This window comes from Paraburkholderia tropica (assembly GCF_014171495.1).
Classification (GTDB): Bacteria; Pseudomonadota; Gammaproteobacteria; order Burkholderiales; family Burkholderiaceae; genus Paraburkholderia; species Paraburkholderia tropica.
Genome location: NZ_CP049135.1, coordinates 340,320 through 354,750, shown reverse-complemented (window position 1 = coordinate 354,750; position 14,431 = coordinate 340,320). Strand labels below are relative to the sequence as shown.

Annotated in this window: 15 protein-coding genes; 9 read left to right on the top strand and 6 right to left on the bottom strand. The window is 65.5% G+C overall.

Annotated features, from left to right (window positions below):
* Positions 1-56: 56 nt before the first annotated feature.
* Positions 57-980: a LysR family transcriptional regulator gene (locus G5S35_RS16335; RefSeq protein ID WP_065058934.1), complete on the bottom strand. Its 924-nt coding sequence runs from the start codon at positions 978-980 to the stop codon at positions 57-59.
* 358 nt (positions 981-1,338) lie between these two features.
* On the opposite strand from G5S35_RS16335, the gene G5S35_RS16330 reads away from it, so the two are divergent.
* The 5 genes from G5S35_RS16330 (at position 1,339) to pcaC (ending at position 5,420) form a co-directional block, all read left to right on the top strand.
* A complete protein-coding gene (locus tag G5S35_RS16330; protein ID WP_074985751.1) occupies positions 1,339-2,040 on the top strand; it encodes a 3-oxoacid CoA-transferase subunit A in 702 nt (233 codons plus the stop codon).
* A gap of 17 nt (positions 2,041-2,057) precedes the next feature.
* Positions 2,058-2,717: a 3-oxoacid CoA-transferase subunit B gene (locus G5S35_RS16325; RefSeq protein ID WP_065058932.1), complete on the top strand. Its 660-nt coding sequence runs from the start codon at positions 2,058-2,060 to the stop codon at positions 2,715-2,717.
* 126 nt (positions 2,718-2,843) lie between these two features.
* Complete coding sequence (locus tag G5S35_RS16320) at positions 2,844-4,223, top strand: 3-carboxy-cis,cis-muconate cycloisomerase (protein WP_065058931.1); 1,380 nt, start codon at positions 2,844-2,846, stop codon at positions 4,221-4,223.
* A 4-nt stretch (positions 4,224-4,227) separates the two neighbouring features.
* Positions 4,228-5,019, top strand: a complete 792-nt coding sequence (gene pcaD, locus G5S35_RS16315; RefSeq protein ID WP_124261768.1) for a 3-oxoadipate enol-lactonase — start codon at positions 4,228-4,230, stop codon at positions 5,017-5,019.
* Positions 5,016-5,420 (top strand): 4-carboxymuconolactone decarboxylase, encoded by a 405-nt coding sequence (gene pcaC / locus G5S35_RS16310; protein ID WP_074985748.1) that lies wholly within the window; start codon positions 5,016-5,018, stop codon positions 5,418-5,420. Before pcaD ends, pcaC begins: the two co-directional genes overlap by 4 nt.
* Before the next feature lie 22 nt (positions 5,421-5,442).
* On the opposite strand, the gene G5S35_RS16305 is transcribed toward pcaC, so the two are convergent.
* The 3 genes from G5S35_RS16305 to aptA all read right to left on the bottom strand — a co-directional run bounded on the left by G5S35_RS16305 (position 5,443) and on the right by aptA (position 8,356).
* Complete coding sequence (locus tag G5S35_RS16305; RefSeq protein ID WP_183039210.1) at positions 5,443-6,543, bottom strand: NAD(P)/FAD-dependent oxidoreductase; 1,101 nt, start codon at positions 6,541-6,543, stop codon at positions 5,443-5,445.
* Positions 6,544-6,545: 2 nt separating this feature from the next.
* On the bottom strand, positions 6,546-6,794 hold the full coding sequence (locus G5S35_RS16300) for a hypothetical protein (protein WP_065058968.1): 249 nt from the start codon (positions 6,792-6,794) through the stop codon (positions 6,546-6,548).
* Between the two features lie 233 nt (positions 6,795-7,027).
* Complete coding sequence (aptA, locus tag G5S35_RS16295) at positions 7,028-8,356, bottom strand: omega-aminotransferase AptA (RefSeq protein ID WP_065058927.1); 1,329 nt, start codon at positions 8,354-8,356, stop codon at positions 7,028-7,030.
* Positions 8,357-8,510: 154 nt separating this feature from the next.
* Between aptA and G5S35_RS16290 the strand changes: the two genes are divergently transcribed.
* Entirely contained in the window at positions 8,511-9,926 is a 1,416-nt protein-coding gene (locus G5S35_RS16290; protein ID WP_074985745.1) for an aminotransferase-like domain-containing protein, read from the top strand.
* 18 nt (positions 9,927-9,944) lie between these two features.
* On the opposite strand, the gene G5S35_RS16285 is transcribed toward G5S35_RS16290, so the two are convergent.
* Together G5S35_RS16285 and G5S35_RS16280 are read right to left on the bottom strand one after the other, a co-directional pair.
* Entirely contained in the window at positions 9,945-10,571 is a 627-nt protein-coding gene (locus G5S35_RS16285; RefSeq protein WP_065058925.1) for a LysE family translocator, read from the bottom strand.
* Between the two features lie 248 nt (positions 10,572-10,819).
* A complete protein-coding gene (locus G5S35_RS16280; RefSeq protein WP_065058924.1) occupies positions 10,820-11,845 on the bottom strand; it encodes a sulfonate ABC transporter substrate-binding protein in 1,026 nt (341 codons plus the stop codon).
* A gap of 266 nt (positions 11,846-12,111) precedes the next feature.
* Here G5S35_RS16280 and G5S35_RS16275 point away from each other — a divergent pair, with 266 nt between their 5' ends.
* From G5S35_RS16275 to G5S35_RS16265, 3 genes are all read left to right on the top strand, one after another.
* A complete protein-coding gene (locus G5S35_RS16275) occupies positions 12,112-13,074 on the top strand; it encodes a fatty acid desaturase (protein WP_080180446.1) in 963 nt (320 codons plus the stop codon).
* A gap of 76 nt (positions 13,075-13,150) precedes the next feature.
* Positions 13,151-14,074, top strand: coding sequence for a LysR substrate-binding domain-containing protein (locus tag G5S35_RS16270; protein WP_124261770.1), 924 nt, complete (start codon positions 13,151-13,153; stop codon positions 14,072-14,074).
* A 45-nt stretch (positions 14,075-14,119) separates the two neighbouring features.
* Positions 14,120-14,392 carry a hypothetical protein gene (locus tag G5S35_RS16265; RefSeq protein ID WP_146230020.1) on the top strand — a complete coding sequence of 91 codons (273 nt, stop codon included), beginning with the start codon at positions 14,120-14,122 and terminating at the stop codon, positions 14,390-14,392.
* Positions 14,393-14,431 lie beyond the last annotated feature (39 nt).

The following is a 14,431-nucleotide window of genomic DNA, read 5'->3' as shown; positions in this document are numbered from 1 at the left end:
TCATGAATCCTGCGTGACCGTGCGAGCGCGAATGTGCGAACGCGCGGCGGCCGCGCTTACTTCGGCCACTCGTCCATCGCGTCGTTGAAGAGTTCGGCAACGACGCTGCGCAGCCACGCGCCGCGCGGCGCATTGTGATACTTGCGATGCCAGTGCTGCTTGAGATCGAAGCGCGGCAGGGTCAACGGCGGCTCGACGAGCGTGATCGACGCATGCTCGGAGACGTACGCGAAGCCGATCGCGTGCGGCACGGTCGCGATCAGATCGGTGCGCGTGAGAATGAACGGCAGGCTCATGAAGTGAGGCGTTTCGAGCACGGCGCGGCGGCGCAGGCGCTTCTTCTCCAGAAAATGCTCGAGCACTTCCTGGCTGCGTCCTTCGGCGCGGACCACGGCGTGACCGAGCGCGAGAAATTGTTCGAGCGTGATCGGCTTGCCCGCGAGCGGGTGCTGGCTGCGCATCAGGCAGATGAAGCGATGCGTGAAGAGCCGCTGCTGGAAGAAGTTATTGCCGCCGAGGTCGGGAAAGTAGCCCACGGCGAGGTCGATGTCGCCCGATTCGAGGCCGCGCTCGACCTGACTGGGCGGCAGTGACACCGAGCGCAGATTCGCATGCGGCGCGCGTTCGGCGAGCATTTGCAGCAGCCGCGGCAGGAACACGATTTCGCCGACATCCGACAACGCGATCGAAAACGTATGCGTGCTGGTGGCCGGATCGAAGGCCTGATCTTCGAGCATGCCTTTTTCGATGCGGATGAGCGCGTCGCGCGCGGCGGGAATCAGCCCGAGCGCGCGCGGCGTGGGCTCCATGCCGCGCGAGGTGCGCACGAACAGCGGATCGCCGAAATACTCGCGCAGCTTGCCGAGCGCCGTGCTTACGCGCGGCTGGCTCACGCCGAGCCGTTCGGCGGCGCGGCTTACGTTGCGCGTGTCTTCCATCGCGACGAGATAGGGGATCAGATTCAGGTCGAGGTCTTGCATGGGAAGCGCGCGAGCCGCGCCACACTATGTCTAAACGGGATAAACCATAGTGCAAACATGCGGATTCGAGATATTGGGGTATGTGCCCGGGCGAGGCGGTGGATCGGACGGATCGACGCCACCTTGCCGCCGCGCGCAGGCATTTCGGTGCATTGTGGGATACGGATGCACGCTATTTCCGCTGACGAATCGGCGCGCTTTCGGGCCTGCCCTAAGGAAGTCCCGCCTTGACAATCGCGCCTGGGCACTCCGATAATGCGCTGGACGTTCGCTAAACGAATCAGTGTTCGTATATAGAACTTTTTCGCGATCGAGTGGCGTGGACTTTCCGCGATGCGCATCGCTTTCAGGAACAGGCATGATCAACAAGATTTTCGACTCGCTTCAAGCCGCCGTCGCCGACATTCAGGACGGCGCCACGGTGATGATCGGCGGCTTCGGCACGGCCGGCATGCCGGCGGAACTGATCGACGCGCTGATCGCGCAAGGCTCGCGTGAGCTCACGATCGTGAACAACAACGCCGGCAACGGCGACACGGGCCTCGCCGCGCTGCTCAAGGCCAAACGCGTGCGCAAGATCATCTGCTCGTTCCCGCGCCAGACCGACTCGTACGTGTTCGACGGTCTCTATCGCGCCGGCGAAGTCGAGCTGGAACTCGTGCCGCAAGGCAACCTCGCCGAGCGCATCCGCGCGGCGGGCGCCGGCATCGGCGGTTTCTTCACGCCCACGGGCTACGGCACGAAGCTGGCCGAAGGCAAGGAAACGCGCTTGATCGACGGTCGCCATTACGTGCTCGAAGCGCCGCTGCACGCCGATTTCGCGCTGATCAAGGCGTACAAGGGCGACCGCTGGGGCAATCTGGTCTATCGCAAGACGGCGCGCAATTTCGGCCCGATCATGGCGAGCGCGGCGAAGGTTGCGATCGCGCAGGTGTCGGAAGTCGTCGAACTCGGCGCGCTGGACCCCGAAAACATCGTGACGCCGGGCATTTTCGTGCAGCGCGTCGTTGAAGTGCCGCAGCCCGCGCAAGCCGCGCTGCAAGCCGCTCAGGCCGCCTGAAGCTACGGAGTTATGCAATGAAACGGTTGAATCGCGACGAAATGGCTCAACGCGTGGCTCAGGACATTCCTGAGGGCGCTTATGTGAATCTCGGCATCGGCGTGCCGACGCTGGTGGCCAACCACCTCGATCCGAGCAAGGAAATCTTCCTGCACAGCGAGAACGGTCTGCTCGGCATGGGCCCGGCGCCCGCGCCCGGTCTGGAAGACGACGAACTCATCAACGCAGGCAAGCAGCACGTTACGCTGCTGACCGGCGGCGCCTTCTTCCATCACGCGGACTCGTTCGCGATGATGCGCGGCGGCCACCTCGACTACTGCGTGCTCGGCGCGTTCCAGGTGTCGGTGAAGGGCGACCTCGCGAACTGGCACACCGGCGCACCGGACGCCATCCCCGCCGTGGGCGGCGCGATGGATCTCGCGCTCGGCGCGAAGCAGGTGTTCGTGATGATGGAACTGCTCACGAAGCAGGGCGAAAGCAAGCTCGTGAGCGAATGCTCGTACCCGGTCACGGGCGTGGGCTGCGTGGGCCGCATCTACACGGACCTCGCCGCGTTCGACGTGACGCCGGACGGTCTCGCCGTGCGCGAGATCTATTCGGATATCGACTTCGACGCGCTGCAGAAGCTTGCCGGCGTGCCGCTGATCGACGCGACGCAGAATCGCCGCGCGGCGTAAACTGCGGCAACGCGCGCAACTCTCGCAGATGAACACCAGCGTGGCGCGGGTCCGGCGGCAATAGTCGCCGGGCGCCGCGCCTTCTGCGTTTGCGTGCATCGCATCCATACTTTTTCATATCGATCCATGATTGAACGCCTGACGAGCCTCATTTGCGGCACCGAGCCGATGAACGCCGCGTGGTCGACCGAGGCCACGCTCCAGCGCATGCTCGACGTGGAAGCGGCGCTCGCGCGCGCGTCGGCGCTGCATGGCGTGATTCCGCACACGGCCGTGGCGGCGATCGTCGCGACGTGCCGCGCGGATCGTCTCGACGCCGACGCGCTCGCTCGCGACGCCGCGCTCGGCGGCAATCTGGCGATCCCGCTCGTCAAGCAATTGACCGCGCGCGTGAAAGAGGCCGATCCCGAGGCCGCGAAATACGTGCATTGGGGCGCGACGAGCCAGGACATCATCGACACGGCGACCGTGCTGCAACTGCGCGACGCGCTCGCGCTGATCGACACGAGCCTCGACGCCACCTGCGCCAATCTGGCCGAACTCGCCCGCGCACACCGCGCGACGCCCGCGGTCGGGCGAACGTGGCTGCAGCAGGCGCTGCCGATCACCCTCGGCCTCAAATTCGCGCAGTGGCTCGATACGCTGCTGCGTCATCGCGAGCGTCTTGCGGCCTTGCGCGAACGCGCGCTCGTGCTGCAATTCGGCGGCGCGGCGGGCACGCTCGCGAGCTTGCGCGACGCGGGCGCGAAGGTGAGCGCCGATCTCGCGAAGGAACTCGGCCTCGCGCAGCCCACGCTGCCGTGGCATACGCAACGCGATCGCATCGCCGAAGCGGCGGCGTTTTTCGGCATGCTGATCGGCACGCTCGGCAAGATCGCGCGCGATATCTCGCTGCATATGCAGACCGAGATCGGCGAACTCGGCGAACCGGCGGCGGCAGGCAAGGGCGGTTCGTCCACCATGCCGCACAAGCGCAATCCGGTCGGCTGCGCGGCGGTGCTCACGGCGGCCACGCGCGCGCCGGGACTCGTCGCCACCGTGTTCGCAGGGATGGTGCAGGAGCACGAGCGCGCGCTCGGCGGCTGGCAAGCCGAGTGGGACGCGCTGCCCGAACTCGCGCGTCTCGCGGGCGGCGCGCTCGCGCAGATCGAACAGATTTCCGGCGGTCTCGAAGTGCGCACCGAACGTCTCGCGGCCAATCTCGACGTCACGCACGGGCTGATTCTCGGCGAGGCCGTGATGCTCGCGCTCGGCGACCGCATTGGCCGCCTCGACGCGCATCACCTCGTCGAAAAGGCCTCGAAACAGGCGGTGCAATCGCAACGCACGCTTTACGACGTGCTCGCGGCCGATCCCGCCGTCACGCAGCATCTAGACGAAAATCGTCTTGAAGCGCTGCTCGACCCCGCCAATTACGTGGGCGAAGCGCACGCGTTCGTCGACGCGGTGCTCGCGTCGTACGCCCAGCGTTCGCCCCATTCTTCATCGCAGACTCATCAGGAGTAACCGCATGCCTTATGCAGCCGTCAACGACACGCAGCTGTTCTACCGCATCGACGGTGCGCAGGACAGCACGGCGCCGTGGCTGGTTCTGTCGAACTCGCTCGGTAGCGACGTATCGATGTGGACGCCCCAGCTCGTCGAATTCTCGAAGCATTTCCGCGTCCTGCGTTACGACACGCGCGGTCACGGTCATTCGGCCGCGCCGCAAGGTCCGTACACCATCGAGCAACTGACCGGCGACGTGATCGGCCTGCTCGATCATCTCGGCATCGCGCGCGCGCATTTCGCGGGCGTTTCGATGGGCGGTCTCACGGGCGTGGGCCTCGGCGCGCGTTTCGCGGACCGCATCGACCGTCTCGTGCTGTGCAACACCGCCGCGAAGATCGGCACGCCGGAAGTGTGGGTGCCGCGCGCCGCGAAAGCGCGCGCCGAAGGCATGCTCGCGCTCGCCGCCGCCGTGCTGCCGCGCTGGTACACGCCGGAATTCATCGCGCGCAACGCGCTGGTGATGTCGCAGGTGCGCGACGTGTTCGTTCACACCGACAAGGACGGCTACGCGTCGAACTGCGAAGCCCTCAACGCCGCCGACCTGCGCGGCGAAGCGCCATCGATCAAGGCGCCGACGCTCGTGATCTCGGGCACGCACGATCTGGCCGCAACGCCCGCTCAAGGCCGGGAACTGGCGGAGTCGGTGCCGGGCGCGCGCTATGTCGAACTGAATGCCGCGCACATCTCGAACGTCGAGCTCGCCGACGAATGGAACCAGGTCGTGCTGGCCTTCCTGCAGGAGTCGAAATGAACGAAGACGATCGTTACGAAGCCGGCCTGAAAGTGCGCCGTGCGGTGCTCGGCGATGCACACGTCGACCGCTCGATCGCGAACCGCACCGATCTGACCGAAGAATTCCAGAAGCTCATTTCGCGCTATGCGTGGGGCGAAATCTGGACGCGCGAAGGTCTGCCGCGTCACACGCGCAGCCTGCTCACGATTTCGATGATGGTGGCGCTCAACCGCAACGAGGAACTCGCGCTGCATCTGCGCGCCGCGAAGAACAACGGCGTGACGCGGGACGAAATCAAGGAAGTGCTGCTGCAAACGGCGATCTATTGCGGCGTGCCCGCGGCCAATTCGGCGTTCCATCTTGCCGACCGCATTTTCCGCGAGGAAGACTCCGCGTCGGCCGAAGGTTCGCAAGGCTGATTGCCCAGCAATCGGTGCAGGTTTAGTCCATCGACGGCGAGTTCACGCCCAGCACTTCGTGCAGGTGTGTGCTCGTCGTGGTGTATTGCAGATGGATTTTCTTCTCGGGAAAGACGTGGCGCGCCGCGCCAAACGCCGCGAGCGCGGTTTCGTGAAAGCCCGAGAGAATCAACTTCTTCTTGCCCGGATACGTGTTGATATCGCCCACGGCGAAGATGCCCGGCACGCTCGTTTCGAAGCGCGCCGTATCGACGGGCAATTGCTTGCGGTCCAGTTCGACGCCCCATTGCGCGATTGGCCCGAGTTGCGGCGAAAGGCCGTAAAACACCAGCAAATATTCGAGTTCGAGCGAGCGCGTGATGCCGTCGCCGCCCGTGACCTTGATGCGTTTGAGCACGCCGTCATCGTCGTCGAAACCGTTGATCTGGCCAATGATCGCCTGCATGCGCCACGTTTCGCAGAGCGTGCGCATCTGCGCGACCGATGCCGGCATGGCGCGAAACTGCTCGCGCCGGTGCAGCAGAATCACGCTCTGCGCGACGTCGACGAGACGCAGCGCCCAGTCGAGCGCCGAGTCGCCGCCGCCGCAAATCACGATGTCCTTGTCGCGGAACTGTTCGGGGTCGCGCACGCGATAGAACAGTTGCCGGTCCCGATAGCGTTCGATGCCGCTCACTTTCAGCGTGCGCGGTTGAAACGATCCCACGCCCGCCGCGATGAACACGGTCTTCGTGAGGAATGTCGTGCCTTTCGAGGTCTGCGCGAAGAAGCGTCCATCGCCGCGCCGCTCGACGATCTGCACTTCCTCGCCCAGATGAAACGTCGCGCCGAACGGCTCGATCTGCTTCATCAGCGAATCGACGAGTTGCCGGCCCGTGCAAACCGGAATCGCCGGTATGTCGTAAATGGGTTTGTCGGGATAGAGTTCGGCGCATTGACCGCCGACCACCGGCAGCGAGTCGACCACGTGGGCGCGTATGTCGAGCAGCCCGAGTTCGAAGACCTGGAAGAGGCCCACGGGACCGGCGCCCACGATCAGCGCATCCGTTTCGATGGGCTGATCGTGCGCGGCGGCGGGCCGGGAAGGGGCGGTCTCGGGCAGGCGTTCGGCGCCGTCGGTCATGGTCACTCCTCGGGATTGCGCTCGGCCACGTAATGTTTGAGGACGGCGAGCACGGCGGCGTCTTCGGCGCGGCTTGCTTCGTCGCTCGCGGAACCGGCTTCGGCTTCGTCGCCGAACAGCGAAGCGGGCGCCGCGATGGTTTCGATTTCGCGGCCTTCGCGGAACACGCGGATTTCCAGTGTCGACGCGAGATATTCGGCCACCCAGTGCACGCCTTCGATATGCGTTCCCACGCGGATCGGTGTCTTCATCGCCATGCCTCCGGCCGCTGCCCGCGTGCGGCCCGGCAGCGCAATAATGTGTCGATAACCCCACGATACGCCGATGGCGCGGGTCTTGCCTGAACCTTGCCCAAACCGTGCGCCAACCCGGCCTGAGCGTGCCGAAGTCGCGCAATCGCCGCGCGGAGGGCGAAAAAAAGCGGCCCGAAATGGGCCGCCCGGTAGCGTTGCGCGCCGCGCGGAAGCGCGGCGGCGAAGCTGCGTTATTGAACCGTCGCGAGCACGTCGCGCACGGTGCCGAAGAGACGCTCGATCTCTTCTTCCGTGACGACCAGCGGCGGCGAGAACGCCAGAATGTCGCCGGTGAAGCGGATCAACACGCCCGCTTCGAAGCACTTCACGAACACCTCATAGGCGCGCGCGCCCGGTGCGCCGTCGCGCGAATCCAGTTCGATGCCCGCGACGAGGCCGAGATTGCGGACGTCCTTCACGTGCTTCGCGTCGCGCAGCGCGTGCGCCGCGGCTTCGAACTTCGGAGCGAGCGAATTTGCGCGCTCGAACAGCCCTTCGCGGCGATACAGATCCTGCGTGGCGATCGCGGCCGCGCACGCGAGCGGGTGCGCCGAATAGGTGTAGCCGTGGAAGAGTTCGATCGCGCCCGGCGCACCGCTGTTCACGACCGTGTCGTGGATCGTGCGGCTCACGGCCACGCCGCCCATCGGCACGGCGGCGTTGTTGATCGCCTTCGCCATCGTGATGATGTCGGGCGTCACACCGAAATATTCGCTCGCCGTGGCTTTGCCGAGACGGCCGAAACCGGTAATCACTTCGTCGAAAATCAGCACGATGCCGTGCTTTGTGCAGATCTCGCGCAGGCGTTGCAGATAGCCTTGCGGCGGAATCAGCACGCCCGTCGAACCGGCAACCGGCTCCACGATCACGGCCGCGATGGTCGACGCGTCATGCAGCGCGACGATGCGTTCGAGGTCCTCGGCGAGATGCGCGCCCCACGCCGGCTGGCCCTTCGAGAACGCGTTGTGTTCGAGATTGTGCGTGTGCGGCAGATGATCGATGGCGGGCAGCAACTGGCCCGAATACGCCTTGCGGTTCGGCCCGATGCCGCCAACCGAGATGCCGCCGAAGCCCACGCCGTGATAGCCGCGCTCGCGGCCGATCAGCTTGGTGCGCTGGCCTTCGCCGCGCGAGCGGTGGTAGGCGAGCGCGATCTTCAGCGCGGTATCGACGGACTCCGAACCCGAGTTCGTGAAGAAAATGCGGTCGAGCCCTTCGGGCATGATCTCGGCGACCTTGCTGGCCGCTTCGAAAGCGAGCGGGTGGCCCATCTGGAACGTCGGTGCGAAATCGAGCGTGCCGGCCTGCTGGGCGATGGCCGCGACGATTTCCTCGCGCGCGTGGCCGGCGTTCACGCACCACAGACCCGCGCTGCCGTCGAGCACCTCGCGGCCGTCGGTCGTGCGGTAATACATGCCCTTGGCCGATTCGAGCAGGCGCGGCGCGGCCTTGAACTGACGGTTGGCCGTGAACGGCATCCAGAACGACGACAGGTCGTCGATGACGGGGCGCGAAGTCATGGGTGTTCTCCTGAGGTGGTTTGACAGACTCTATCGCCAGGGCTTGAAGCGCGGCAGATACAGTCTCTATACTGCGCTGATAACTGTGCTGGACAATTTGTCCCAACTGTATTGGTCTGTACTCGGCACGGCAGGGTACAGTCCTCGCCACCTTATGATCGAAATCGAACTGGAACGCGGCCGCCAGGCCGCTACGACGCTCGTCGAACAGATCGTGCGCGCGTTTGCGCGGGCGATCGAGGCGCACACGCTGCGCACGGGCGCGCTTTTGCCCTCGGTGCGTCAGCTCGCGCAATCGCACGAGTTGTCGACCTATACGGTGACCGAAGCATATAACCGGCTCGTGTCGATGGGACTCGTGGTGGCCCGGCGCGGTTCCGGCTACCGTGTGGCGCAACGCGCGGAGGCGCCGCGCGCCGCCGCGGCGGGCTGGCAGCCGCCTGCGCTCGCCGCCACCTGGCTGCTGTCCGATGTGTTCGCCGATCACTCGGTGCCGATCAAGGCCGGTTGCGGCTGGATGCCGGGCGAGTGGATCAACGAAACGGGGCTGCACCATGCGCTGCGCGCGACGAGTCGCGTGCCGGCGGTGCGTCTGGGCGACTACGGCCATCCGTACGGTTTCGCGCCGCTGCGCGAGCGGGTGGCGGCGCAACTCGATCGCCAGGGGCTGCCGGTCGAGGTCGGCAACGTGTTGCTCACGCAGGGCGCGACGCAGGGGCTCGATCTGATCGTGCGCACGCTGCTGCGGCCCGGCGACACTGTACTGGTCGAAGACCCGGGTTACTGCAATCTGCTGCAGATTCTCAAGCTTGCGGGGCTGACGGTGCAGGGCGTGCCGCGCACGCCTGCCGGGCTCGATCTCGACGCGCTCGAACAGCAGATCGCCGCGCATCGGCCCAAAGCGATCTTCGTGAACACGACGCTGCAAAATCCCACCGGCGCGAGCTTCACGATGGCGAACGCGTTCCGCCTGCTGCAGATCGCCGAGCGCGAGCGCATGTGGGTGGTCGAAGACGACGTCAGCCGGGAACTCGCGCCGCCGGGCGCGCCGCTGCTCGCGGCGATGGAAGGGCTGCAGCGCGTGCTGTATGTGGGCGGATTTTCGAAGACGGTCACGCCGTCGCTGCGTTGCGGCTACGTCGTCGCGGAGCGCGACGTGCTGCGCGAACTCGCGCGCGCGAAGATGGCGGTCGGACTCACGTCTTCGCAGACGATCGAGCGCATCGTCGACAAGGTGCTGCTCGAAGGGCGTTACGCGCGCCACGTCGAAATCGTCAACGAGCAGTTGAAGGCTGCGCATGCGACGTTCGAAGAGCGCATCGACGCGCTCGGGCTCGAACCGTTCTGCCGGCCGCGCGCGGGACTGTTCGTCTGGGTGCGGCTGCCGGTGGAGGCCGCGCGGGCGGGCGAGCTGGCGACGGCCGCGCTGCGCGACGGCATCTGGCTCGCGCCGGGCTCGTATTTCCGTCCCGACGACGCGGCCAGTTCCTGGTTCCGTTTCAATGCGCCGTACTCGCTCGACGACGCGCTCTGGTGTTTTATCGAGCGCGCGAGCAGCGGAAACTTCTAAGGGATCCTGACGAGGCGATCAGCTTTGTGCAAGATGCGCGAGATGCGCAAGCAGCGGATACATCGAGGCGACGAGTGACAGCGCCATGGCGATGTTGAATGCGCGCAGGCGGCGCGGATCGGCGAGAAAGCGCCGCATGCCGGTGCCGAACGCAGCCCACACGCAGATGCAGGGCAAGCCGATCACATAGAACAACGCGGCCATCACGACGGTATTCATGCCGAAGTCCGTCGACAGCCGGATCGTCGTCGCGGCGGTCAGCACCATCATCCACGCCTTGGGGTTGATCCACTGGAACGCGATGGCCTCGTGAAAGCGCATGGGACGCCGCTCGCCGCTTTTCATCTTGAGGTCGCCCGAGGTGCCGATTTTCCACGCGAGCCACAGCAGATACGCCACGCTCGCGGCTTCGAGTGCCGTGTAGAGCATGGGTACGTGGCGGAACGCCTGACCCAGACCGAAACCCACGGAGAGCATCAACACCACGACGCCCGCGCTGATGCCGAGAATATGCGGCACCGTGCGCCGGAAGCCGAAATTGACGCCCGAGGCGAGCAGCATGGTGTTATTGGGGCCGGGCGTGATGGTCGTGACGATGACGAACAGCATGCCGGCGGGCAGGGCGCTGAGCATGTCGGGCAGCATGAGGCGAGGGCTCCGGTAAAGCGAGGGCGATCGTATCGATCAGGATGGAGCCAGTCTAGCTGCGTGTTTCGGTACAGTACCGGTACAGATGGCAGAGTGTCTGCCGGTACGGCGTGGTGGCGGGTGGACGGGAACTGTCCGGTGGTCGGGGTGACGGGCGGTGACGGGCGGACCGCCGGGCCAAGCTGAGCTGGACCGCGCCCGGCCGCGCTGTCCTGCACGCGGCGGGCGTCTGGGTGCGAAGTCGCTCAGGTGGTCTGCCAGCGTGCGTCGGCGACCACGAGCTTGCGCGGGATGAGCTTGAGTTCGGTGAACGTGTCCGCGATCTGTTGCTGGTAGGCGAGCGTGGCGGCATCGATGGGGCGCACGCCGTAACCGGCGCGCTTGAGCGCCACTTCGAGCGTGGCCGTGTCGAGGCCGACCAGCGGCGACAGTTGCGCGGCGACCGCCGGAATGTTGTCGCGCGCGAAATTATCCACGGCGACGAGTTCGTCGACCAGCGCCCGCACGACCTGCGGCTGTGCATCGGCGAACTTGCGGGTCGCGAGGTAATACTGCACGTTGTCGACGAGATGCTCGCCGTTGGCGATCGTGCGCGCATTGGCCTGACGCTCGATCGCGGCGAGATACGGGTCCCAGATCACCCAGGCATCGACGCTGCGGCTCGTGAACGCGGCGCGCGCATCGGCGGGCGCGAGATAAACGGGCTGAATATCCTCGTACTTGAGATTCGCTTTTTGGAGCGCTTTCACGAGCAGATAGTGCACGTTCGAGCCTTTATTCAAGGCCACCCGCTTGCCGCGCAGATCGGCGACCGTGCGAATCGGCGAATCCTGCGGGACCACGATGGCTTCGCCCTTCGGCGCGGGCGGCTCGCTGGCGATATAGACGAAATCCACGCCGCCAGCCTGGGCGAAAATCGGCGGCGTCTCGCCAACCGTGCCGACATCGACCGCGCCCGCATTGAGGCCTTCGAGCAATTGCGGACCGCCGGGGAATTCCAGCCATTGCACCGAAAAACCGAGCGGCGCAAGGCGTTTTTCGAGCGTGCCGCGCGCTTTCAATACGACGAAATTCCCGTACTTCTGAAAACCGACGCGCAGCACCTTGTTGCCTTGCGCGCGCGCCGCGCCGCTTTGCAGCGCGAATGCGGAGGCGGCGCCGACGCCGGCCGCGCTACGGATCGTGGCCAGCGTGGCCGCGCCCGCAGCGGCTTTCAGAAGCTGTCGACGCGCGCCGTTGGCGCGGTGGTCGTCGTGTTGATCGTTCGACATCGTGTGGTCTGCCTTTGAATGACGCTATTTGCGAATGGCTGCGCGCATTGAACACCCATTGAACGCCGATTGTTCGCGCGAGAGGTGTCACCTTAAATCCGTTTTAGCGTCGGCCTAACCAAGATATCGTCAGATGCTTATCTGCCGACCCGCATATCGCGTTGCATGCGCGAACGTCATAACGATGTGCAAATCCATTATTGGAGCGCCGCGCGGCGCGTCCTTATACTGCAGCCTCATTGTGGGCGAAGTGGCAGGCGGCAGACATGGCGGAATATTTCGACGCGGAACACGCGCAGGCTGTTGCCGCGCTCGAAGCGCGCTTCGCGGCGCGCACGGAATGGCCCACATGGCTGCTGATCGCGGGCGTGTACGGCGGCTGGTTCGCCACGCTGCTGATGGTGCGCCATCATGCGCTCTCGCTGCACGCCGCCGCGCCGCTGCTCGCTGTGCTGTGCGCCTGGCATATGTCGATGCAGCACGAATTGCTGCACGGTCATCCGACACAATATGCATTCCTGAATAAATTGTTGGGATTCGCGCCGCTCACGATCTGGTTTCCCTACACGCTCTATCGCGACGCGCATCTCGAACATCATCGCGACGAAGCGCTCACCTTGCCGGGCCTCGATCCCGAAACGAATTATGTGCCCGCAGGCGAGTGGCAACGCTGGCCCGCGTGGCGTCGTGCGCTCTGGCACGCGCGCAAAAGCTTCGTGGGCAGAATGGTGGTGAGCCCGCCGATGAGCGCCGCCGCGGTGCTGGCCGCCGCGTTCAAAGCGCTGCGCACGCGCGACCGCCGCTATGCGCCAATGTGGATCGTGCACGGCGCGTGCGTCGCTGCGTTGCTGTTCGCGCTGCAACACTGGGCAGGCGTGCCGTGGTGGTTTTATCTGCTCGCCGTGACGTGGCCCGCGCTGTCGCTCGCGACCATCCGCTCGTTATACGAACATCGCGCCGCGCCGGACCCAAAGGCGCGCATCGCGATCAACGAAGCGGGCGCGGCCATGCGGCTGCTGTTTCTGAACAACAACTATCACCTCGTTCATCACGACCTGCCGTCGCTCGCCTGGTACAACCTGCCGCGTGCGTACCATCTGCGTCGCGCGGATTACGCCGACAAATGCGCGGATTTCGTGATCCGCGGCGGCTATGGCGAGTTGCTGCGCCGCTACGCCTGGAAAGCCACCGACGCACCGGTTCATCCGTTCGGCAACGGCGCGGCCTGATCCGTTCGCGAGCCCACCCCACGTTTAGCCAAAAGATCGATATACATCGAAGCGCGGGATTGATAGGCTGCGGCGTATGGATTCTTTACTCACTTCCGCATCGCTGCGGCGCCTGCAGGTGTTTCTCGCCGTCTGCGAGACGCTGCATATGGCGCGCGCCGCCGAACAGCTCGGCGTGGCCCAGCCCGCGCTCAGTCAACAGATCAAGGGACTTGAAGAGGCGCTCGGCGTGCGCCTCTTTCATCGCCGCAAGCGGGGCATCGACCTCACGGCGGCGGGCGAGGCCTTTCGCGCCGAAGCGCAGAAACTGCTCGCGCTGCACGGTCACGCGATCGACGCGGTCAGGCGCACTGCGCGCGGCGAACTGGGCACGCTGGCGATCGGCTATGTCGCGTCGGCGATGTTCGAGCGCAGCTTTCCCGTGCAATTGCGGGCCATGCGCGAGACGCATCCGAATGTGGAACTGGAGTTGCGCGACGAGAACCTGCGTACGCTGTTCGCGGCGCTGGAAGCGGGCGAACTCGATGTCGCGCTGGTGCGTGCGCCCGTGGCCGCCGAGGCGCCGCTGCGCCATCGCGTCCATTCGAGTCAGGAACTGGTGGTGATCTTGCCGAAGTGGCATCCGCTCGCCGCGCTGGAAAAGATTCCGCTGGCGAAGCTCGCGACGGAGCCGATGGTGGGCTTTCCCGATCCCGACGACGTCGGCACGATGCGCGTCGTCACCGACCTCGCGGCCAAGGCGGGCGTGAAGCTGCAACCGAAGTGGAAGGTCTCGGACGTGGGCAGCATCATCGGCCTGGTGGCGGCCGGGTTGGGGTTCGGGATCGTGCCGCTTGAGATCGCGCGGCTCGCGGGCGCCGGGATCGTGGCGCGACCGCTGGCGGCGCGTGGAGCGCGCGCCGAACTTTGGCTGGTCTGGCACGAGGCGCGCGAAACGCCCGCGCTGAGCCGGTTTCTGGCGATCGCCGGCAAAAGCCGCGTGGCGAAGGCCGCCGGCTAGCATGCACGCGGCGTCTTGCGCGATGAGCGCGCACGGAGGCCACGCATGGGCGTAGCAACGGCCGACGCGGTCGCGCTGGATGCGGCGACCGCGCAGAGTCAGGCAGACGACGGTCTGCCGCGAAGCTTGCGCTTCTTAGAAGCTGCGACGCTGCGCTTCGGCGAGCAGTTCGCAGTATTCGAGGTGGCGATTCAGCGCCACGGTGCCGAGACGGCGTGCTGCTTCAAGAAATCGAGCCACATTCGACGAAATTGCAATAATCACTGCGCCCATGATGTCCTCGTTTGGCTGGGGTATGTACCTAAGGGTTATCCCTAATCATACGCGCTTCCATCGGGAATGCAACGGCGTGAGTGT

Coding starts and splice junctions, on each gene's coding strand:
- G5S35_RS16335 (WP_065058934.1), bottom strand. CDS start 980: ATGCAAGACCTCGACCTGAATCTGATCCCCTATCTCGTCGCGATGGAA.
- G5S35_RS16330 (WP_074985751.1), top strand. CDS start 1,339: ATGATCAACAAGATTTTCGACTCGCTTCAAGCCGCCGTCGCCGACATT.
- G5S35_RS16325 (WP_065058932.1), top strand. CDS start 2,058: ATGAAACGGTTGAATCGCGACGAAATGGCTCAACGCGTGGCTCAGGAC.
- G5S35_RS16320 (WP_065058931.1), top strand. CDS start 2,844: ATGATTGAACGCCTGACGAGCCTCATTTGCGGCACCGAGCCGATGAAC.
- pcaD (WP_124261768.1), top strand. CDS start 4,228: ATGCCTTATGCAGCCGTCAACGACACGCAGCTGTTCTACCGCATCGAC.
- pcaC (WP_074985748.1), top strand. CDS start 5,016: ATGAACGAAGACGATCGTTACGAAGCCGGCCTGAAAGTGCGCCGTGCG.
- G5S35_RS16305 (WP_183039210.1), bottom strand. CDS start 6,543: ATGACCGACGGCGCCGAACGCCTGCCCGAGACCGCCCCTTCCCGGCCC.
- G5S35_RS16300 (WP_065058968.1), bottom strand. CDS start 6,794: ATGAAGACACCGATCCGCGTGGGAACGCATATCGAAGGCGTGCACTGG.
- aptA (WP_065058927.1), bottom strand. CDS start 8,356: ATGACTTCGCGCCCCGTCATCGACGACCTGTCGTCGTTCTGGATGCCG.
- G5S35_RS16290 (WP_074985745.1), top strand. CDS start 8,511: ATGATCGAAATCGAACTGGAACGCGGCCGCCAGGCCGCTACGACGCTC.
- G5S35_RS16285 (WP_065058925.1), bottom strand. CDS start 10,571: ATGCTGCCCGACATGCTCAGCGCCCTGCCCGCCGGCATGCTGTTCGTC.
- G5S35_RS16280 (WP_065058924.1), bottom strand. CDS start 11,845: ATGTCGAACGATCAACACGACGACCACCGCGCCAACGGCGCGCGTCGA.
- G5S35_RS16275 (WP_080180446.1), top strand. CDS start 12,112: ATGGCGGAATATTTCGACGCGGAACACGCGCAGGCTGTTGCCGCGCTC.
- G5S35_RS16270 (WP_124261770.1), top strand. CDS start 13,151: ATGGATTCTTTACTCACTTCCGCATCGCTGCGGCGCCTGCAGGTGTTT.
- G5S35_RS16265 (WP_146230020.1), top strand. CDS start 14,120: ATGGGCGTAGCAACGGCCGACGCGGTCGCGCTGGATGCGGCGACCGCG.